Annotated in this window: 17 protein-coding genes; 13 read left to right on the top strand and 4 right to left on the bottom strand. The window is 40.7% G+C overall.

Translation table 11 applies throughout. From position 1 onward, the window contains the following. Positions 1–4: 4 nt before the first annotated feature. Positions 5–895: an AraC family transcriptional regulator gene (locus BM107_RS20900; protein WP_090986967.1), complete on the bottom strand. Its 891-nt coding sequence runs from the start codon at positions 893–895 to the stop codon at positions 5–7. 763 nt (positions 896–1,658) lie between these two features. Here BM107_RS20900 and BM107_RS20895 point away from each other — a divergent pair. Both BM107_RS20895 and BM107_RS20890 read left to right on the top strand, forming a co-directional pair. Further along, the gene (locus BM107_RS20895) at positions 1,659–4,829 is read left to right on the top strand and encodes a SusC/RagA family TonB-linked outer membrane protein (protein WP_090986965.1); all 3,171 of its coding nucleotides are present in this window, start codon (positions 1,659–1,661) and stop codon (positions 4,827–4,829) included. 13 nt (positions 4,830–4,842) lie between these two features. Further along, on the top strand, positions 4,843–6,393 hold the full coding sequence (locus tag BM107_RS20890; protein ID WP_090986963.1) for a SusD/RagB family nutrient-binding outer membrane lipoprotein: 1,551 nt from the start codon (positions 4,843–4,845) through the stop codon (positions 6,391–6,393). A 409-nt stretch (positions 6,394–6,802) separates the two neighbouring features. On the opposite strand, the gene BM107_RS20885 is transcribed toward BM107_RS20890, so the two are convergent. Continuing rightward, entirely contained in the window at positions 6,803–8,047 is a 1,245-nt protein-coding gene (locus BM107_RS20885) for a glycoside hydrolase (RefSeq protein ID WP_090986961.1), read from the bottom strand. A 236-nt stretch (positions 8,048–8,283) separates the two neighbouring features. On the opposite strand from BM107_RS20885, the gene BM107_RS20880 reads away from it, so the two are divergent. From BM107_RS20880 to BM107_RS20850, 7 genes are all read left to right on the top strand, one after another. Then, complete coding sequence (locus tag BM107_RS20880) at positions 8,284–8,907, top strand: Crp/Fnr family transcriptional regulator (protein WP_090986959.1); 624 nt, start codon at positions 8,284–8,286, stop codon at positions 8,905–8,907. Positions 8,908–8,967: 60 nt separating this feature from the next. Further along, a complete protein-coding gene (locus BM107_RS20875; protein ID WP_090986957.1) occupies positions 8,968–9,765 on the top strand; it encodes a sulfite exporter TauE/SafE family protein in 798 nt (265 codons plus the stop codon). Positions 9,766–9,834: 69 nt separating this feature from the next. Continuing rightward, positions 9,835–11,235 (top strand): MBL fold metallo-hydrolase, encoded by a 1,401-nt coding sequence (locus BM107_RS20870; protein ID WP_090986955.1) that lies wholly within the window; start codon positions 9,835–9,837, stop codon positions 11,233–11,235. Between the two features lie 166 nt (positions 11,236–11,401). Then, positions 11,402–11,965 carry a YeeE/YedE family protein gene (locus BM107_RS20865; RefSeq protein ID WP_090986953.1) on the top strand — a complete coding sequence of 188 codons (564 nt, stop codon included), beginning with the start codon at positions 11,402–11,404 and terminating at the stop codon, positions 11,963–11,965. 12 nt (positions 11,966–11,977) lie between these two features. Then, positions 11,978–12,475, top strand: coding sequence for a DUF6691 family protein (locus BM107_RS20860; protein WP_090986951.1), 498 nt, complete (start codon positions 11,978–11,980; stop codon positions 12,473–12,475). Between the two features lie 266 nt (positions 12,476–12,741). After that, positions 12,742–13,182, top strand: a complete 441-nt coding sequence (locus BM107_RS20855) for a MarR family winged helix-turn-helix transcriptional regulator (protein ID WP_090986949.1) — start codon at positions 12,742–12,744, stop codon at positions 13,180–13,182. Positions 13,183–13,196: 14 nt separating this feature from the next. Continuing rightward, positions 13,197–13,724 (top strand): GNAT family N-acetyltransferase, encoded by a 528-nt coding sequence (locus tag BM107_RS20850; protein ID WP_090986947.1) that lies wholly within the window; start codon positions 13,197–13,199, stop codon positions 13,722–13,724. A 350-nt stretch (positions 13,725–14,074) separates the two neighbouring features. On the opposite strand, the gene BM107_RS20845 is transcribed toward BM107_RS20850, so the two are convergent. After that, positions 14,075–15,313, bottom strand: a complete 1,239-nt coding sequence (locus BM107_RS20845; protein ID WP_090986945.1) for a site-specific integrase — start codon at positions 15,311–15,313, stop codon at positions 14,075–14,077. Between the two features lie 264 nt (positions 15,314–15,577). On the opposite strand from BM107_RS20845, the gene BM107_RS20840 reads away from it, so the two are divergent. Both BM107_RS20840 and BM107_RS20835 read left to right on the top strand, forming a co-directional pair. Next, entirely contained in the window at positions 15,578–15,988 is a 411-nt protein-coding gene (locus BM107_RS20840) for a response regulator (protein WP_090986943.1), read from the top strand. A 907-nt stretch (positions 15,989–16,895) separates the two neighbouring features. After that, entirely contained in the window at positions 16,896–17,624 is a 729-nt protein-coding gene (locus BM107_RS20835) for a YoaK family protein (protein ID WP_090987014.1), read from the top strand. A gap of 159 nt (positions 17,625–17,783) precedes the next feature. Here the strand turns inward: BM107_RS20835 and BM107_RS20830 are convergent, their stop codons facing one another. Beyond that, complete coding sequence (locus BM107_RS20830; protein WP_090986941.1) at positions 17,784–19,718, bottom strand: LTA synthase family protein; 1,935 nt, start codon at positions 19,716–19,718, stop codon at positions 17,784–17,786. Between the two features lie 377 nt (positions 19,719–20,095). On the opposite strand from BM107_RS20830, the gene BM107_RS20825 reads away from it, so the two are divergent. Both BM107_RS20825 and BM107_RS20820 read left to right on the top strand, forming a co-directional pair. Continuing rightward, complete coding sequence (locus BM107_RS20825; RefSeq protein ID WP_244278878.1) at positions 20,096–20,905, top strand: phosphatase PAP2 family protein; 810 nt, start codon at positions 20,096–20,098, stop codon at positions 20,903–20,905. A gap of 193 nt (positions 20,906–21,098) precedes the next feature. Further along, positions 21,099–22,451, top strand: coding sequence for a Gfo/Idh/MocA family protein (locus BM107_RS20820; protein WP_090986939.1), 1,353 nt, complete (start codon positions 21,099–21,101; stop codon positions 22,449–22,451). The last annotated feature ends 98 nt before the right edge of the window (positions 22,452–22,549 follow it).

Below are 22,549 nucleotides of genomic sequence, written 5' to 3'. Positions count from 1 at the left end.
GAAGCTACTCGGCAAATTTCTTCTCTTCCGTTTTAAGATAATTGGACCGGTAATCCATCGGATTTTTTTTCGTTAGTGCTTTAAACTGATGATAAAAGTGGGAGATATTGTTGTAACCACAGGCATAACCCACCTCGGTCATGTTAAATTCCTCTTCTACCAGCAGTCTGCAGGCATTTCCAATTCTCACTTCCATTAAAAACTGGATATATGTTTTTTTGGTCTTGGATTTAAAGTACCTGCAAAAAGAGTGTTTTCCCATATTAATCAGGGCAGCTACCTCTTCTAATGCCACTTTTTGGTGGTAGTTATTAAAAGTGTATTCGAAAATGGTATTAATGCGGCTCTGGTCGATGCTGTTTACTTCCAGGTTAAATCCGTTTGACGATATAATTTCATATTCTTTCGTAGCCGCTATGATTTCTAAAGCAGATAACAAACTGATCAATTTACGGGCTGGCGATTCGTTAAGCATTTCTTCCGCTATTTTACCAACTTTTCGTTTAGTTACCCCTTTTAAACGCAAACCCAGCTTGCTGGTATTTAACAGTTTAACAATCGGACTGATTTCAGGAAGATTCAAAAATTTATCGCCCCAGGTATTGTTCTGAAAAAGAACCACGATGGTTTCTCCAACCTTTTCGGTATCGTTTTCGATGTATTCCTGTTCGCACCGGAAAGTATGTGGCAGGTTTGAGCCGAATAAAAATACGTCGCCACTTTTAAAAGGACCCACGTAGTCGCCAATCAGGCAGGTGCCATAGCTTCTTTTAACCACTAGTAATTCGCACTCAGGATGATAATGCCAGGCGCTTAATATTGCATGTCCAATATCCTTGTGAATATTAAAAGAATGCTCCGGGTTTGGAGTAGTCTTTTTTAAAGTAGCCTTCATGTTTATGTTTGGTTAATTATAAACCTGAGTTCGATGATTAATATGACCTTTTGGTCGCTTAAATCAGCTTTCTGATCTAAAGCGGTCGTCACCCTGATCCGGTAGCAATCGGATTTATTTCAGGGGCTTTCCTGCCAATAACATGCTGCATGACGAATTAGTCTGGACAAAGGTGTTTATAAAACCGTTTTCATTAAATAATCATCGGGTTCAGGTAATAACATGAAATTAAAAAATATGTACGATATAAATGCATATCTATTTGCTATTGTTAGTTGGTTATATTAACAACGCCGGGTTTTACTATTGCCTCGATGAATTGATTTTATATTGTCTTTTTAGTGCAAGTTATTGATTTACAATTGTTTTTATTTGGTTTTGATGAGGCGCCACAAAATTCAGAAAAACCGATCTATGTTAATATGTTACAATTTTTTGCTGTAATACTGAAATTGCTTTTCATTTAAGTTGTCTTTATTTGCTTCAGTAACATAACTGTTTCAAACCAAATATAAAGCAAAGCAATGCCTCTATTCTTGCCTGTTTACTTTAAGTCAGGCATTTGACCAGGTACGTTAGCCTTAAACGGTTAGAACAGCGACTAAACCAACTAACCAATATTCTGATATGAGATAAACTTACTTAAATCCCAACCGCGACACCTTGCTGCTCACACTGCTTATGTTTTGAACTGATTACAGCGCGTCTTCAGCAGAGATTTAAGCGGTTTTATTAAAAAACCAACTCTAACCAAACTATAACGATGAAAAAAAAATTACTTCCACTGGTATTTACCTGCACGGTATTTATGTTATTCCTACTGTTCGAGCCCATGTTTGCATCTGCTGGTGGGCCAGGCACTGCAGATTTTAGTAAAACGGTAACAGGTAAAAAGTTAAAAATTGCCTTTATAGGAATCACTGGTAAAGTTACCGATGAACAGGGTGTGGCTTTACCCGGCGTAAGCGTGGCAGAAAAGGGAACAAGGAACGCTATTGTAACCAATTCATCCGGCGGCTATGCCATAAATGTGGCCAATAACAATGCGGTATTGGTGTTCACATCTGTTGGTTATAAGCCCGTAGAAATATCGGTAAATGCAAAAACTGTAATTAATGTATCTATGGTAGCGATTACAAATGCCTTGAATGAGGTTGTGGTAACCGCACTCGGCATCAAACGGGAAGCCAAAAGCTTAGGTTACTCTGCCCAGAAAGCTGATGTACAGGCGTTACAAACCAACCGTACAACTAACCTGGCCAATGCGCTTGAAGGCCGGGTGGCCGGATTGGACGTATCGCCACCTGCCGCCGGGCCAGGCGGAAGCACCAAGATCCGTTTGCGTGGACAATCTTCCTTTACTGCAGATAATTCGCCGCTCATCGTAATCAATGGCTTGCCAATGTCGCAGGGTGCCAGCAGCAGTAATGGTTACACACAAAATGTAGATCAGGGAGATAACCTGCAAGGCATCAATCAGGATGATATCGAATCGATGACTGTGCTGAAAGGATCTACTGCTGCGGCCTTATACGGTTCGCGTGCGGTTAACGGAGCGATCATTATCACCACAAAAGCAGGATCTAAAAATACCGGGATCGGAATCGAGTTCAATTCAAATTTTACAGTAAACCAGGCACTGGATTTTACAGATTTCCAATATGAATACGGGCAGGGAGAGAACAATATTCGTCCATCATCACAGGGTACTGCGCAAAGTTCTGGTGCCTGGAGCTTTGGTGTGCCATTTGATAATGTTCCTACCTATCAGTTCGATGGTGTTCAGCGTCCGTATGCACCGGTTAAAGACCGGATAAAGGCCTTTTTTAGGCTTGCGCCATCATGGAGCAATACCGTTGCCATTTCCGGTGGTAATGATAAAGGAAGTTTCCGGGTTTCCCTTTCTAATCAGGATGCCCAGGGAATTGTGCCAAACAATGATTTCCACAAAAAGATTTTTAACGTAGGCATCAATTATAAACTTACCGATAAATTATCTGCACAGTTTTACGTGAACTACGATCACCAGTTTAATAACAATCCGCCACTTGTAGGCGTGCAGGGCAATTCAATTCCTACATCAATTTACAGGTTGGCCAACTCCATATCTTTTGATGTACTCAAGGCAGGCGCAATAGATGCCAACGGAAACGAAACACCTACTTCGAGGTTTGCTACCATTACCAACCCGTACTGGATTTTGGCTAACCAATTTCAGAGACAAACGAAAGATCATTTGTTGGGTACGGCTGTGGTGCGCTACCAGTTTTTCGATTGGCTGTATTTGCAGGGCAGGGCAAATACCGATCTTTTGCAAACCACCTATGAATCAAATACACCTACGGGTACCCTGGCGGTATCGGCTGCACCTGCAGGATTGTATAACGGGAGCTATGGAATAAGTACAACCAATACACGCCAGAATAACTTCGACTTCTTGCTGGGTGGCGGACACAAGTGGAAAGACTTCTCATTTAATGCCACAGTGGGTGGTAATAACTTTCCGTTAATTACTTCTACCTTTAACGAGTCGGTAACTAACTTTTACATCAGGGGTTTATACACCATTGGAAACGGTGTTACGGCAAATTCAAGCTACAATTTGTCTAAGCAGACCGTTAATTCATTGTATGGTACGGCAGAATTTTCCTATAAAGACTTATTCTACTTAAATGTTACCGGCCGTACCGATTGGTATTCGGTACTCTCCAGAGATATCGATCATTATTTCTATCCTTCCATTAGCGGAAGTTTCGTTTTTTCGGAATTGCTTCCCAATGCAAAATGGTTAAATTTTGGAAAGTTGAGGGTTGCAGTAGCTGAAACAGGAAGTGCCCAGGGTGTTGGTCCATACAATGCCTTAACATTTGCACTTGCTCAAAATTCGTTTAACGGGCTTCCGTTAGGAAGCATAAACGGTACCGCCTCGCCCAACACCCAGATTAAACCCTTTGGCGTAAATGAAAAAGAAATAGGCCTCGAGTTACACCTATTCAACAACAGGGTGAACCTGGATGTAGCTGCCTATGATAAAAAGACAACGAACCAGGCGGTTCCGATCAGCCTTTCTGCAGCAAGCGGATACAGTACCACGCTGGTTAACTTAGGTGGGCTTGAAAATAAAGGATTAGAATTTAACCTGGAATTAATACCGGTACAAAACAACAAATTTACCTGGAAAACGGCTTTTAACTCTGCTTTCAATTCTTCAAAAGTATTATCATTAGCGAACAACCAGTCTCAGCTGGTGGTGGGCAGCCCCGAATTTTTTGGCTCTATTGTAGATGTAGTCGGTTTGCCGCTCAACCAGATCAGGGGCGCAACTTACAAACGGGATGCCGCAGGAAATATCCTGTTATCAGGAGGCAAACCCATAGCAAGCGCTACACCGGTTAATTTTGGTAGCGGCCTGCCCAAAGCAACCGGCGGATGGCTAAATACGTTGAATTACAAAGGTTTTACCTTCATTGCCCATATCGATTATAAAGCAGGGGGTAAACTGCTTTCCAGTACCAGTTTAAATTTACTGAGAGAAGGTTTATCAAAAGAGTCTTTACCCGGCCGGGTTGGTGGGGTAATTTTTCCGGGTGTAAATGCCACCGATGGGTTACCTAATACCACCGCTGTAAATGCAGAAGATTTTTATGCCAGTTATCGTTCAACAAATATCTTAGATCCGTTTATTTACAGCTCGAGCTTTGTGAAGTTAAGAAACCTTTCTTTAGGGTATGACTTATCCAGATTTATCAATAAAAAATACGTAAAAAGTATGGTGCTTTCTGCGGTATGCCATAATGTACTGATCATTAAAAAATATACCCCAAATATTGATCCGGAAGCGATAGCCTCCAGCGGTGATAACCTCACCGGCTATGAGCAGGCATCGCTGCCTACCACACGTACTTACGGATTTAACCTCAATATAAAATTCTAATCCTATATAAAACATGAAAAATTTAATTAGAATTATAGCCATCATCACCGTTGTTTCGATAATTTCCGGTTGCAATAAAGGCTTTGATAAACTGAATATCAATCCAAATAACCCAACAGAACTCGACGCATCATTTTTATTTACAAGCGCACAATTCGGAACACATGGAGCCACTCTGGAAACTGAACCAACCATTGTGCAGCAATTTGTAAATCCGTTTTCAGGAATCACCTCAGCATTTAATTTTAACCAGATAAACCAAACCTATACGGTGCAAAAATGGAATGCAGAATACACCGGTACAAATACGGGCGCAACGAGTTCTTCAGGCCCTGTTCAATTACTTGTTCAGATCTTGAGCCAGCTTAAAGGTAATGCCGCAAGAACAAATTTATATAACGAAGCGAGGATCTGGAAAGCGTATCAATTTATGATGTTGGTAGATACCTACGGAAATGTACCGTATAGCGAAGCCGGACAAGCCTATTTATCAAATGTGCTTACCCCTAAATACGATAATCAGGCAGCGATTTATACTGATCTGATTAAGGAAGTTACGGAGGCAACTGCAGCACTCGACCCTGCAAAGGATATTGTTAAGGCTGATGTATTTTATGGTGGAAACATCGCCCAATGGAAAAAATTGGGTTACTCTTTGTTACTTCGCCTGGGCATGCGGTATAGTAAAATAGATCCGGGAAAAGCGCAAACGATTGTACAGGCTGCGGTAGCGGGTGGTGTAATGACCTCAAATGCCGACAACTGTTATCTTAAATACAATACCACTTATGTGAATCCGGTAAGCCAGAGTATTACAGCGATAGCCAATACCTATTATTTGGCGGCCCCATTTGTAGATCAACTAAAAAACAGCGGTGATCCAAGATTGAAGTTTATAGCCGGTAAATATGCAAATCCATTGGCTGCGCCTACCACCGTGCCGGATACCACATCGGCAAACCAGTTCGGATTGCCGATAGGATATAGCAGTGCAACTTTACCAACCGCGCCTGGATTTAGAGGTGCCAACGGATCGGGCTTTAATTATTCGCAGGTTAATTATAGTATTTTTGGTAGTTTAACTGCTCCGCAATTTTTTATTACCTACGCGCAAACACAATTCCTTTTGGCAGAGGCTGCTTTCAGAGGCTGGATAACCGGTGGCAGTACAGCCGATGTGTATTATGCCAATGGCATACGGGGTGCAATGGACCAATGGACAACCTACAACCCGGCGGCAATTATCCCCCTGGCTACGCAAAATGCATTTATTAATCATCCCGTTAATGCTTATAATCAGGCAAATGCACTCAACCTCATCAATACGCAATATTGGATAGCTTCATGGGGCAACGGGGCCGAGGCATTTGCCAACTTCAGGAGAAGTGGTTTTCCGGCCTTATCACCGAATACCATCCCGGGGCAAAGCATAACCGGAGGTTTTGTCCGCCGTTTTGTTTACCCAACACTTGAGCTTTCTGCCAACTTAACCAATTACCAGGCAGCCGTTGCAGACAATGGCGGACCAGATAATATGGACACACGCATATTTTGGGATAAATAGAAATGGTCTGGGTTGCTTTTTCATGAGCTACATAACAAAATCGATCCTGTAACCAGTTTTGCAGGATCGATTTTCGTTTTTGGAAGGTTTTGGTACCGGTTTAAATAATGAAGGCACAACTGATTTTGTGGGAATGCTTGTGGCTTTAAATTACAATAACTTAAGCGATAACTGATTCCTATATACACAATCTGTATATATGATCAATTTTAAAAGAGGAAATTTAATTGACATCCTTCAAAAAACTGGCTATTGTAAAGCAGGGAAATTCGGCAATTAGTGACACTTAAAACAAATAACTGCGATGAAAAGGACCGTATTTCGCTGTATTTAAAAAGATATGTAAAACAGCAAGAGCCTGCCTCAGAAATGATTTTGTTATTTTGAGACAGGCTTTTTTGTATAAGTGCTAGTAAGAAACTAATGTCGTTACACTGGAAGGAGCGAGATTAATCCCAAAACTACTACCGGTTACAGCGAAACTGTTTGTACTAAGGTTAGCTGAACTGGTTGTAAAATATCGGTTGAAACCAGAAATGGTGATGCCACTAAAATTAAAGCTTTGATAAGTGGTTGCTGCATTTTGGTTGATGATCACAACAACTAATTTTGTTCCGCTTTTATATGCAGTAACATATACACCTGTTGAAGGATTTTCTGAACAGGCTATTTTATTAAAACCCGGGCGTACATATCTGGCGTATTGGGCCATCACGTAACCAACTTTTTGAATATTCCCGCTTTCACTGATTGGGCCGTAACTTCTTCTGATATACCACCAAACATAGGCACTCCATCCCGAATTCATACAGTCGTGTATTTCCTTGGCAGCAGTCATAGCATTTGACCAGTCATCTCCACTGATACTGGAGTTAGTATAGTGTTCTGTCATCCATACCGGTTTGCCAATGTTGCCCAGGTTATAAGGGGTCTTACCATATATATGTCCGCAAACGAAGCTTGTTTTAGATTTTGCTGTGGCATTGCTAAGGTAAGTGTTGATGTAAGTCTGGTTCATCTGGAAAGGTTCAGGTGCCATAATCAGAGCACCACAATTGCTTCCCCGAGCAGCAACAAAGTCTGCTACTTCCGAAGCAGTGAGTTCCATAGATTCATAATTAACTTTGTAATCTGGTTCATTTGTAGGACTAATGGCCGCAAGCCCGCCTACCGCCGTATTAAATGCACTTAAATGTGCAGCATAATTTGCGTAAGATGTGGTTTTTATTTTGCCACCTACAATACTCCCATTGGTCTTCATCGATGCAGGTGCTGACCAGGCGGAGGCAATTGCTGAGCCACCGAACGACTTGCAGGCATCTATGGTTGCTTTTTCAGCAGCAAATTCTGAACTGGAATTAGGAACCCGAACCCTGACTATGCTGAGTCCGATGCCACTTGTAGGCGAGAATGCAGTATTTCTTTGGGCGCTCGTCAGGTCGCCGGTCCAGGCCACAATATTTGCTCCGCCAAAACCCTTGATCGTTTGTTGTATCGTACCCGCGTCAATTGTTGCGGTTGCTAAAAGATCAGCATTGGCCATTTGTGCTTTCTTAGCAATAATTTCAGAACTGAATTCAGGCTCGGTCTGGTTTTTAGCGCAGCCAGCCAGCAATAGCATTGCAATAGCTACTTTAAATAGATTTTTTTTCATGGTGATGTGTAATTTAAATATTTGGTTATGTGGTGGTTACCACCAGAACTAATTTAAGTGAATTAAGGAGCCGGAAATGTAACGGATGTTTATAATTGAGCTATAAATGTTGAATAAAAATCTGCCTGCAGCATAAATAATGATATTGGATCTGTGTAAATTGGGATTATGCAATAATTAATTGGCTAGTTACAATATAACAATGCCGCTACGAACCAAAATCGTAGTTTTACAAAATGGATGGTCTGGAACAAATAACAGAATTTAAGTCTTCGCCCGAACTGGTTGAAAAACTATATCAGCATAGCATACTCAAAACCTATCAGGCCGGCAGCATTATTGTAAATGATAATGCCCATATCCGTTCTATTCCGATTGTGACCAAAGGGACAATGAAAGTAATCAGAACAGAAGAAGATGGCCGGGAACTTTTATTGTATTACATCAAAGCGGGCGAAAGCTGCATCATGTCGTTTTTGGGTGGATTGCACAATGAAACCAGCAAAGTGAAGGCAGAGGTAGAAGAATACGCGGAAATTCTTTTTTTGCCGATCGACAAAGTTTCGCTCTTCATCAAAGAATATCCACAATGGCTGGATTACATCTTTCGTTTATATCACAAACGTTTTGAAGAACTATTGGAAATTGTGAATGCCATCTCCTTTAAAAAAGTAGATGAACGTTTATTGAATTTGCTTAAAAAGAAAGCTGAGCTTACATCATCTAAAACCATTCAGATCACCCATGAACAATTAGCCAATGAACTGGGTACGGCCCGTGTGGTGGTTTCCAGACTATTGAAACAACTGGAAGAAGAAGGAGTTGTTCAGCTGGGGAGGAATAAAATATCTCTTATGTAACTAAAGTAGCTGTATTTGTTTTTGAGTTGGTACAACTTTGCTGTATCAATCCCCAAAACAATGTATATAGCAGGTTACATCGCTTCAGTTTTTATCGGTATCTCCTTAGGTTTAATCGGGGGCGGCGGAAGTATTCTTACTGTTCCTGTTTTAGTTTATTTGTTTGGTGTTGATGCTGCTCTGGCAACCACTTATTCACTTTTCATTGTAGGCACAACAAGCGTAATGGGCTCCTTTTCCTATTTTAAAAAGGGATTGGTCAATATAAAAATGGCAGCCGTGTTTGGTGTTCCATCTATCATTTCTGTTTTTCTTACAAGGGCCTATATCATGCCGGTAATTCCCGCCCAAATTTTTAGTACCGGAAGTTTTACCCTCACCAAAAGTATTTTTTTGATGTTGATTTTTGCCGTACTGATGGTTGTCGCTTCATACAGCATGATTAAAAAAGACCGACAGGCGGCTGATGTTACACTGCAGAAACAGAAGTTTAACTATCCTTTAGTGTTTTCAATAGGTATTCTTGTAGGTATAATTACAGGTTTTATCGGTGCAGGTGGTGGCTTTTTAATTATTCCTGTATTGGCTAATTTGCTGAAACTTCCCATGAAAGCAGCTGTTGGAACGTCACTCCTGATCATTTCCACAAATTCTTTGGTAGGTTTTGTGTTTTCACTTGCCCATACCGCTGTTCATTGGCATTTCTTGTTAACCATAACTTTTATCGCCATTGCCGGTATTCTGATCGGCAGTTTTCTATCTGCAAAAATTGAAGGTAAAAAGCTCAAACCCGCTTTCGGTTGGTTTGTACTGGTAATGGGCATTTATATCATCATCAAAGAAACATGGTTAAAATAACGGGTAGCTCGATAAAAGGTAAATCAGATCATTAAGTAACAAAATAATTAATCATTAAAAATAAGTATTATGTTTTTTCAACACGTATTTGATAAAAGTTTAGCGCAAGGCAGTTATGTAATAGGCTGTCAGGCTACGGGCGAAGCCATCGTGATAGATGCTAAAAGAGATATAGATGTGTACCTGGAAATTGCCAGCCAGAATAATCTTCGTATTACACATATCGCCGAAACCCACATACACGCAGATTTTCTTTGTGGCTCAAGAGAACTGAGTGCCGTTACAGGGGCTGGCATGTATCTTTCTGATGAGGGAGGAGAGGACTGGCAGTACCAGTTTCCGCATATCGGGCTCAAAGATGGCGATCTGATCAGGGTAGGGAATCTGACTTTAGCAGTTTTGCATACGCCCGGCCATACACCCGAAAGCATTAGTTTCTTGCTGACCGACCATCCGGCAACCGACAAACCGGTGATGGTATTTACAGGTGATTTTGTATTTGTAGGCGATATTGGCCGTCCTGATTTGCTGGAAAAAGCAGCAGGGCTGATCGGTACAAAAGAAGCAGGCGCTAAACAAATGTTCCAGTCGTTGAAAAAGTTTGCTGCATTGCCCGAGTATCTACAGGTTTGGTCCGCTCATGGAGCAGGTTCGGCATGCGGAAAGGCTTTGGGCGCAGTGCACAGTTCAACCGTAGGTTACGAGAAAATCCGCAACTGGGCATTTCAACATGATGATGACGAAAAAGCATTTACAGATCTTCTGTTAGCAGGCCAGCCAGAACCGCCTAAATATTTTGCGATGATGAAACATTTGAATAAGGTTAATCGTCCATTATTGATAGAAGTACCCAAACATCAGAAATTATCCGGTTCAGCCTTTTTAAAAGCTTATCGCAACGGATTGAAAGTTATAGATGCAAGAGATAAGATAAATTTTGCCAAAGGTTTTATTCCGGGCAGCCTGAACATTCAGGGCAATAATTCCTTTTCAACATGGGCGGGTTGGCTGCTTAATTATCAGGAACAGTTTGTATTGGTTTGTGATGATTACCAAATAGAAGACCTGACCCGAAAATTAATGCGTATTGGTCTGGATAACATTTACGGTTACATTTCGGATGTGAACGATTTGGGGATTGCGCTGCAGGCTGCTGATGTGATCTCCATTGAAGAGTTTAAAACACTCCAAAATGAAGATGTTCAGATTATAGATGTACGGGGTGTGAGCGAATATGAGGCCGGCCATATTGAAGGGGCGAATCATGTTTTTGTGGGAACCCTTCCCGATCATCTGGATAAAATCAGTAAAGATAAACAAGTAATTATTCACTGTCAGGGGGGAGACCGTTCGGCAATAGCTTATTCTATACTCGCAGGAAATGGTTTCAAAAATGTGAAGAATTTTTCGGGAGGTATGAATGCCTGGCTGGCTTCTGAAGGTAAAACAATTGCCTCTGAATCCGATTAATAATTCAGCTTTAAATGGCCGCTGTAAAATATTTTTAATTCATAGTCGTCATGCTGATCCGATAGCAATCGGGTCAGCATAACGAATAGATCGAAATCAATCGCTTTAAAGCACTATTTTTAACAAATAATTACCGAATTCAGGTTAATAATTAATAATTTAAAAAATGATAGAATTTATAAAACATCCCTGGGCATGGTATGTAGCGGGTCCGTTAATTGGTTTAACCGTTCCTGCATTGTTGATTGTCGGAAATAAATCATTCGGCATCAGTTCATCACTACGGCACCTTTGTGCGATGTGTATACCGGCCAATATTCCCTTTTTCAAATACGATTGGAAAAAAGAAATGTGGAATTTATTTTTTGTTTTCGGTATTTTTCTGGGCGGAGCAATAGCGGTTAACCTTTTGGGTAATCCTAATCCTGTTGAAGTCAATCCGAAACTGGCTACCGAACTTACAGGTTACGGCATAACACACTACAATAATCTGGTACCTGAAGATATCTTTAACTGGCACTCGCTGCTTACCCTGAAAGGATTTATATTCATGATAGTTGGCGGTTTTTTGGTTGGTTTTGGAACACGGTACGCGGGTGGCTGTACAAGCGGACATGCCATTATGGGCTTATCCAACCTACAATTGCCATCATTGATTGCTACCATCTGTTTTATGGTTGGCGGTTTCATTATGGCTAATTTTATTTTACCGCTTATTCTATCACTCTAAAACCGAAAAAAAATGCGACATCGTACCAATACCGAAAGGGAATTAAAACCTGAGTCGGATAAAATATGTGTAAATAAGAGTCCTTTGCAGCAAAATTGGCGTCACAATTTAAAATACATGATTATCGGGATTTTCTTCGGCATCATATTCGTAAAATCAGAAGTCGTTAGCTGGTTTCGCATACAGGAAATGTTTCGGCTACAGTCGTTTCACATGTACGGAATAATTGGTAGCGCCATTCTCGTCGGTATGGTTTCCATCTGGCTGATTAAGAAGTTCAATATCAGGACCATTTCCGGCGAACCAATTACCATTGCGCCCAAAACATTCAATAAAGGTCAGATTTATGGAGGTTTGATTTTTGGCTTCGGTTGGGCCATTACAGGAGCCTGCCCGGGTCCGTTGTTTGCACAAATCGGAGCTGGCGCAACCGTTATTAGCGTTACACTTTTAAGTGCTATTGCAGGCACCTGGGTTTACGGACATTTCAGAGATAAACTCCCTCATTAAATATGGATAGCAGGTTGCCCATAAAAATGTGGTTAGCAATAGGGATAGAGATTTTTACTGCCCAAACTTTACTGGCACCGCAACCAATGGCATTGTATTTTTAAATTTAGTTAAAACCTTCAATGTTTTTCCGAACACTCCAATGTTTTTAGCGGAAGATTTTATCGTTTAAAACAGTTGACTTAGTCAACTGTTTTTGTTAAGTTAGCATCAGTCTTTTACAATCATATATTAAAGGAGTGGATAAATCAACAATAATAAGCAGTATGCGCGCCTTTAACCGTTACTACACCAATCTGATAGGAGTGTTGGATAAGGGCTATCTTGAAACGCAATATAGCTTAACGGAGGCAAGGATATTATTTGAGATATCTTTGGGTAAAAAAAATGCCTCAGAAATTATTGATGCCATGCGAATTGATAAGAGTTATTTAAGCCGGGTATTAAACAAGTTTGAAAAAAATAAACTGATCATTAAATCGAAATCAGAAAAAGACTCCAGGGCAAGTCGAATATGTTTAACTGATAAAGGAATGAGGGATTTAAATGCTTTAAATGAACTGGCAGACCAACAACTTGATGCATTGTTGAAAAATTTATCAGCCACAGAAAGCAAACAACTTGCCCTGCATATGAATTCGATAATCGAAATTCTTAATCAAAAATCTGCGGGACAGAAAAGTGAACAGGACATTATCAAAGACTAAAAATACTTGAACAGATGACCATACGGCCTGCCACATTTCAAGACATTCCGGAACTGAAAAAACTTTTAGACAATTCCGTGCGGGGTTTGAGCAAAGATTATTACACCACAAGCCAGATTGACAGCGCCCTTAAATATATCTTTGGGATAGATACCCAACTGATTGACGATGGAAGCTATTATGTTGTTGAGTTAGATGGAACTATTGCCGGCTGCGGTGGCTGGAGCAGGCGAAAAACTTTGTACGGAGGCGATCAGCACAAAGAACTGCACGATACTTTGCTCGATCCTACAAAGGAGCCTGCCAGAATCAGGGCTTTTTTTGTTCACCCGGATTATGCAAGAAGAGGAATTGGCCGTAAAATCATAGAACTTTGCGAGAACGAAGCTAAAAAACACGGATTTTCCAGTCTGGCGCTCGGAGCCACACTACCAGGTGTACCGCTTTATAAAGCAATGGGCTTTAAAGAAGTGGAGCAGATTGTTGAGCCGCTATTGGATGGCGAAAAACTGGAGCTGGTAAGTATGATTAAAAATATCTGATTTAAGCATGAAAGGATTTTCCTGTAATGCCCGAAACCACGCATCACCTGAGGTTGATCAATCCATTCGGCTCAAAAGATTTGTTAAATAAAAAACTAAAATCTGTATCGCGATGCTTGAGCAGAAAACGGAACCTTTTTTCGGGGCGATAATTTGGAACGAATAAACAGATGGACCGATGCTTCCGTGCCGACAAAATATTAATGTTAAACGATAAATTTGCCGCAGGGCCCGCAATGAACGAAGTTTAAGGTGCTACGCCTGCTGGTTTTGTTCTACCTCAAACAATAAATTTCATCCAATCTCCATGATTAAGATCAATTAGTAACAATTGAATAAGGTAGCCTTCTCTAATCCTGAAACTTATTTTTGTAGGCTTCTTCGAAATATAGCCTTAGTGAAGATATGCGCCCGGTATCAATGTGGTTGATATAGCGTTGGAACATCTGTTCGGAACTGTGCCCGGTTGCTTCCATCAGCAAAGAAGTGGGTATTTTGCCGTAAAAATTAGTTGCAAAGCTCCGTCGGCCGATGTGGCTGGTAACGGCTTTCCATTTAGGGATCATGCCCGTAATAACCCTGAAACCTGTTCTTTTGCCAATGCTGATCTGTGTATCGAAACCCGCCTGACGAACGATCTCTTTGATCTGCTGGTTATATATTTTGGGAGAAACCTTTTGCGGGAAGTTACCATTGTTGTTCAGCTTGATAACCTGCACCGCTGGATGAAGAGGAAGTATCACATTGCGCAACGTCTTCTTTTGTACAAAAGAGATACATTCCATGCCCTCCACATCCTGTATTTTGGAAGTGCTAAACTCCATAAAATCCGATACCCTTTGGCCCGTATAGCAGCTGATGATCAGCCAGTCTCTTGCCGCCTGTAAGTTTTTTGGCAGTTCCATTCGTTTGATTTTGACAAGTTCATCTTCCGTAAGGGTTACAAAAGGCCTTTGCTTTCGCTCCTTTGGCAGTTCCAGTTCATATGCAAAGGTGCGTATTCCACGTTTTTCAAGGTGATTAAGTACAGTTTTAATAAAATTTACGGTACGGTATGTTGTACTGGTGGCAAAAGCCTCGCGTTTGCAGTAGTTAAGAAACTCCTTAACAAAAGATCCGTTAACCTCACTGATCATCAGGTGCCGCATCAGGTGGCCTTCAAAACGCTCTGACAGGTTGTAAAAGACTAAATATCGCCTGTGCGTAGATTTACAGATCAGGTGTGATCTGGCAGCGATATAGTTTTCCATATGCCACAACAGGCTTTCTTCGGGGCATCTGGTATTTTCCGTTTTCGCAGCTTCGCGGATGTTCTTTGAAAGCACTCTGAGGGAGATTTTATCGAAATTCCAGGATATCGACTCCAGGTAGCCGGCTATTTTAATGCGTAACCTGTTCAGGCCATGATTAAGCTTTTTACAGCGCTTCAGGTAAATATTATGAGGTCGCTGCTGCTGCTGGTCCCACAATTCTTTAGCAATACGGAAGGGCGTTTGTAACTGATGCAATTGTCCGATGGAATTATGTAGCTCCAAAAGCACAACGCTTGAGTTGGGTTTATCCAATAAATTAAACGAGATGGTGATCATGGAAAGATATGTTGCTAATTTTCAAGCAAATTAGTAAGAAAATTGGTCTTTTCCAGACTACTGTTTGATACGCAAATATAAAAAAAAGTTAAACTAAACAAAAGCTAAAACCCTCTGTTTTAAATAAAACAGGTTTTTTCAACAAAAATGTTTCATTTCAAAAAAAGCATCCTGGTGGTGCTTTTTCCAATTTAAACAAGCTGGTAACCAATTGTAAAAATATTAATACTAGTCTGGAAAAGACTAAGATTATACGCTTCAAAAATGGAACATAGACCAGTTAGCAATTTAGCAAAAATAAGGTTCGCCATAGCGGACGATTCTGAAATTCAGCATTTTTTTATTGATGCTTTTGCGAAGCGGGTTGGCGGGTTTGATCTGGTGTTTTCAGCACTTAACGGTGCAGATCTTTTAGATGGACTAGGCCAATTAGAGTGTCTTCCTCAGCTATGTATTCTCGATCTTCATATGCCTGTGATGGATGGCATTGAATCTGCCAGACAACTTAGGGAACGTTATCCTTCGATTATTCTGTTCGGTTGCACCGCAAGTGAAGATCCGGGAGAGATTGTGTGCATGCTCGAAAATGGAGTCCGGAAGGTGTATGCTAAGAAACATGCCGAACAAATATTTCGGGATTTCCGTCATCAAACAGGCGTATATACACCACAATAATCAAACAGCTTTTACCAACGCAAATGTTTTAATTGATGCGGGTTTAAGTTCCGGATTCAAGGTTAAAATCGATCCTTGAGAATCTCTGATGTTAAAAATAAAAATAGCATGGATATAAAAAAAATAATCGTATGGGGAGGTGTTTGGCTAAGTGCCCTTATTTGGTTCCGGTTTTTAATCTATTTGATCGCTAAATATATCTTCTAAGTCATATGCATATCAAAAATCAAAATTTAAAATGCCCCTGGTGTAAAAAAACCGGCGAATGCGAAAGAACACATCGACACGCTGCCGTAAAACTGTTCCTCCCGTTTATCAAGGCCCGGTTCATCTGCCTGCACTGTCTCCGGAAATTCAGTGTCATGAAAAATGCCAGATAATACCTGGTATATCGGAATCTACCTATAATGCATATCCTTTGTATTATTTCGATAAAGATTTTAGTAGCTAAGTTACATGAAGCGACAATCTGATGTTATTACTTTAGGTACATAAATTGTTGAATTCGAGTGATATGGGTAAATGACTGATGCCTTAAATAGTATCAACCTTCCTGGTCAATTCTTCTCAGGTACATTTAATACATCAGGCCATGTGCAGCGTTTCCCCGAAAATTCGTTCGGGGAATACCCTTAATACCTTCCGGTAACTTTTAAAATTCCGTGAATGTATGTTTTGCCCAAAAGTCAAAATAAAACTTCAGCCGGTTTTTAAAGTCACCTGTTCCGGCAGGTACTAACAATTATTGCTCATTTATTCGAAAAAACAGATCATTAAAATCAAAGCCTGTATAATAATTACAGATTTTTTACCCTATTCATTTTCTATTAAGGCTGCTAATTTCAATCTTGCACAGCAAATTGAATTTCAGCATAATATCTGCCACATTTTTTTCAATTTTTACAGGATGTTAAGACACCTCGGTGAAAAAAGAAGTTTCAGCCATAACTTACGTTTGGCCGTTTTGTTATGCCTTAATGCAGGTTTTGTTAATGCTGCCGGTTTTATTGCTTTTGCCGTGTTAACCACTAACGTAACCGGTCATGCAGCATTACTGGCTGTAAACCTGGCTAAAATGGATTTGCGCGCTGCAGGGGTGGTAACACTCTGGCTCACCCTTTTTCTTTTTGGTGCATTTGCTTCCAGTTGGTATATCGGAAGGATCGGCCGTAACCGTCCATTTGCTTATACGGTACCCATATTATTTATCATTGCAGTTATGCTATTCGTGGCACTAGCTGGTGGCAGCTATAACCATTCCATGTCTGAAACGGAATATTTGGCTGGCAGCCTCCTGCTTGCCATGGGTATGCAAAATGCGCTGGTTTCGGTAGTGTCGGGCGCTGTTGTTCGTACTACGCATCTCACTGGTATGTTTACAGATTTAGGCATCGACTTGTCTGTCGCTGTATTGTCGCGAAAAAATCTGAACAATGTACTGAAACGCCGCATATTGCTTAAACTGGTGATTATCGTTTCTTTCTTAACAGGAGGGGTGATAGGAGGAGTTGCCTACCTGCATATTGGTTTTCATGCTTTTTTTGTGCCTGTAGGATTTCTATTGGTCGCACTGTTTTACGATTACTTCCGCATACGAATTAAAAGGGCGATTGTTGACCAGCTGCACAAAAGCTAAACCGGCTCTCCAGGTAACCAGCTTTATCAACCAAAACCTGGTATTCCAGGTTTTGATCTGCTACCAATCGGTCCAAACATGCGCACCTCAGGTGCTAATGATATCGCATTAACCCCATTCTAGATCAGCCAGCCAGTACTTGTGAGCATGTTATTAATGCTATTTTTTAGCTTCAAAGCCGTATAAACCATTTTGGTATAGGTACGATGCCATTTGATAATTGGATATTGCTTCATCAGTCAATCTCGGGTTTGCCGGTATGGCTACAGCACCGCCATTGGTAAAGTCGGGCCTGTAGGTAGCCACTTTTTTTTGCGGATTTAAAATAACCAGGGTTTTGTTTTTGATGTAGCCCAAACTCTGGTAGGTGCTGATAAAAGCCCGTTCATCACTATCCTTCATTTTAAATACATCCTGGCCAAAAAACTTACTGGTGTAACTGAAATTCAGATAACCCAGAATAGTAGGGCCAATATCAATCTGTGCGGTAAGTTTTTCGAATTTGCCCGGGGCGATATGCCCTGGACTGTAAAAGATCATTGGAATATGGTATTTATCAACCGGTAACTCTACTTTGCCCGCACTTGATGCACAATGGTCGGCAACAATAACGAATAAGGTATTAGAAAACCAGGGTTTCTGTTTTGCTTCGCGTATAAACTTACCTATAGCATAATCAGTATATTTAACTGCACCTTCTCTGCCGGTGTGCGATGGAATATCGATCCTGCCTTCAGGGTAAGTGTAGGGACGGTGGTTAGAAACCGTCATAATATGCGCGAAAAAAGGTTTCTTATTTTGATAATCGTGATCCAGTTCACGTAACGAAAGCGTAAATAAATCTTCATCGGCTACCCCCCAGATGTTTGAGTAATGGATTTCTGAATCCTGAAGAGCACTTCTATCTGTTACCTGGTAGCCATTATTGGAAAAAAAATCGTTCATGTTATCAAAATACCCGTAACCACCATAAATAAACCTGCTGTTGTAGCCTTTAGAACGAAATATATTACCTAAGGTAAACAGGTTTTTATTATCAGGGCGCTTAACTATGGATTGGCCCGGTGTAGGTGGAATACAAAGCGAAAGGGCCTCCAAGCCGCGTACCGTGCGCGTGCCTGATGCATAAAGATTGCTAAAAAGCAAACCCTCTTTGGCAAGTGAATCAAGTTGTGGCGTAATATGCTGTGTATTGCCAAATGCACCCAAGAACTCAGCACTCAAGCTCTCTACACTGATTAATACCACATTCATTTTATTTTCAGTACCGGTGCTGCTAATGGCTCTGGACGTATTTTTAAATTCTCCTGTTGCCGTTGAGTCTTGCTGAAGTAAATTGCGCAAAATGCTTTCTGCTTTTTTGAGCGGCAGCGTTTTATAGAACGTATTAAAATCTAGCTGATTATTCCAAAAAGCAAATCCAAAATCATACATCCCATTGCCCGAAAGTTCATTTACATACTGGTTTTTGCTCAGGTATTTCAATTTATGGCTTACACCAAAATAGGTGAGTACCGGTAAACACAACAAAACCAGGGCTGTTGCGCTGCGTTTGGCAAAACCTGTTTTATGATAGGTTGAGGCAGTTATTGGTTTTCTCAACCCGTAAACAACCAATAAGGTAACCACAACCAAACCTACCATAATGCTGTTTATCGGGTACGATTGGCGGATATTTCCAATTACTTCTGTAGTGTAAACCAGGTAATCTACCGCTATAAAATTGTAGCGTACCGAAAACTCTTCCCAAAAAAACCATTCTGAAATGGCATTGAAAATAAGTGTGAAAACCACAAAGAAAAAGTAAATAAACAATAATGACCGGTTGAATTTGCCGGAATACCATTTAGAAGGCAGTATCCAAAGGTAAATGACGATCGGAATGATGGTGAATGATGCCGCTACAAGGTCGTAAAATAAGCCAATGAACAGAATTTTAAGGAGATTAAGTATAGACCAGTCAACAGCAGATGCACTATAAATCAATAAGGCGATTCTGGTGAGGAACGAAATGCTGCATAATAACGCAGTAACTAGAAAGACTGGTCCGAATCTGTGCTGTAACAGCTTATTTGTTTTTTCTTTAATGCTCATAATTAACGGTGGATCCAAAACAGGAGTTACCCGGCAAATTTTAATAATCTGGCCAAGATACTTTCCAATTCTGAAGAAATCCTGAAGGTTTGGTCAGGTTAAAGATATTATTAAAGTAATTTATTTAATAATTTGTTGCGTTTATTTTCATGATCAGTTAATTGTTGATTTGAAAGGTTCACTTTTTATATCACACAATCTAAAAGGATCAAGTTAAGTCCAAAAGAACATTAACATTAATAATCTTTGATCTGGGCTTCACTACCATGAGTGGCGGATACGCTACAACTGAAAATATCTGGCCCCAAAAAAGTACTTTCATCGTTACTTCAGAATTTCTCCATAATTCGGTTATAGTTTTGGTTAAAAGTCAAATGATGAAAAGTTTTTTAATAACGTTATTGATGATGAGCAATTTAGCTCGGGCTTATGCGATATCCAGTATTCAGCCTATTCAAAGTATAGATTCGCTTAATATTGTTCCTGCAGACTCGGTAGGGCGATGGTATGCCGGTAATCCCGTAGCTAAGAAAAAATTTATGCCGGCAGCGTTTGTTGTACCTGTTTTATTTGCTGGCTATGGTTTCGCGGCCGTTTATGATCATGGTCCATTAAAACAACTGGATGTGAGTACCAGGGCCGAATTACAGGAAGATCATCCGTTATTTGCAGCACATGTTGATGATTATATGCAGTTTGCGCCTGCTGCTGCGGTTTATGCGTTAAATTTATCGGGGATAAAAGGCAAACATAATTTATTTGATGCTTCCATGTTATATGTAACCTCTGCTGCTATTATGGGCATTTCTACCCATTTTGTGAAGCAGGGCGTTGGTAGAGAAAGGCCTGACGGATCGGGGTTCAACTCTTTTCCTTCAGGGCATACGGCTTCTGCATTTATGGCGGCAGAATTTCTGCACCAGGAATATAAAGATGTTAACCCGTGGATTGGTTATGCAGGTTATTTTGTAGCCACGGCCACCGGAACATTAAGGATGTATAACAATAAACATTGGTTTAGCGATGTGGTTGCTGGCGCCGGATTCGGGATTGCTGCTACCAAGATATCGTATTTGGTGTATCCTTATATGAAAAGACTTTTTACCACCAAAAAAGAAGGAAATTTTACTTTCATGCCTTTCCATCAGCAAGGTAACTCAGGTTTAATGCTTTCAGGCAGATTTTGATGCGATCAGGTAATAAGTCTGCCCGAATCAAAATTAGTCAATCGTTTGCGTTGTTATTAGCCTTGTAATCCTCAGGAGCTTGTCTTACTTTTAACAAATACTGATCAGCATTGGGAAAAAACTCGAACACCTGTTAGAGGAATTTGCTAATCGATCAGTTCAATTTAAACCTAAACCATAAATAAAAACACCAATGGAACGTAGAGAATTTATCAAAAATGGCGCATTTATGGCTGCTGGCTTAACCATCCTGCCAACCGGAAGTTTATTCGCATCATCAGACAGTGCAAAAGTAAGATTAGGTTATATCGGGGTAGGGGCACGTGGGATGAGCCATATTTCTGAAGGCGCCCTGAGAGATGATGTAGAAATTGTTGCCATTTGTGATACGCAGGAAAGTTCACTTAAAATCTGTCGAAATTTCATAGCTAAAAAGGGCAGGCCTGCAGCAACAGAATATACCGGAGGCTTAGACGCTTATAAAAAACTTTTAGACCGTAAAGATATTGATGCCGTAATTATTGCAACACCCTGGCAGTTCCACCGCGACCAGGCGGTTGATGCCATGAAAGCAGGTAAATATGTGGGCTGTGAAGTAATTGCCGGTTTAACGGTAGAAGATCATTGGGATATTGTAAATACATCTGAAAAAACAGGCATGCCTTACATGACTTTGGAAAACGTTTGTTACCGCAGAGATGTAATGGCGGCTTTAAATATGGTTAGGCAGGGACTCTTTGGCGAGTTGGTACACCTTGAAGGCGGTTACCAGCATAACTTAAGAAACGTACTGTTTAATAATGGTAAAGAATATTATGGCGGCGGAGTAGAGTTTGGCCCTAAAGCCCTGAGCGAGGCGCAGTGGCGTACGCAGTTTAATATCGATCAGGACGGCGATTTATATCCAACCCATGGAGCGGGTCCAATCATGCAATATGCCAATATTAACAGAGGAAATCGCTTTACCAGTTTGGTATCGTTCAGTTCTAAAGCCAGGGGATTGGCCGATTACGTAGAAGAAATGTCGCCCGGCCATCCCAATGCCAAAATCAATTATAAAAACGGCGATGTAACCACTACCATGATCAACTGTGCAAATGGCGAAACCGTTTTGTTGAGTCATGATACACACTTGCCCCGTCCGTATTCACTCGGTTTCAGGGTACAGGGAACAAAAGGACTCTGGATGGATGTAAATAAATCCATATACATCGACCATAAATCAAAGAAAGACGATGTATGGGACCCCGCCCAGGAATGGTTTGCCAGGTACGATCATCCGCTGTGGAAAAAATACGAAGCAGAAGCCGTTGGCGCAGGTCACGGCGGCATGGATTGGTTTGTATTCAATGCATTTATCCAGGCAGTAAGACAGAAAAAACAAACACCTATTGATGTATACGATTCAGTAACAATGAGTGTGATTAGCCCACTTTCTACAAAATCGTTAAAAGAGGGTAATATGCCGCAGAAATTCCCTGATTTTACCAAAGGAAAATGGAAAGACCGTAAAAATACCTTTGCTTTAGACGACAGCGGTTTTTAGCATCGGTTTTAGTATCGGCTTTGGTATAACAGCCATACCTCAATAATCAACCTGTTTGCATATTTAGCATTGGTTTTGTAAACAATTTTTCATTTAAA

Source organism: Pedobacter suwonensis, from assembly GCF_900111825.1.
GTDB classification, from domain to species: domain Bacteria; phylum Bacteroidota; class Bacteroidia; order Sphingobacteriales; family Sphingobacteriaceae; genus Pedobacter; species Pedobacter suwonensis.
Note: the sequence above shows the minus strand (reverse complement) of the source record. Positions and strands in the feature narration are given on the sequence as shown.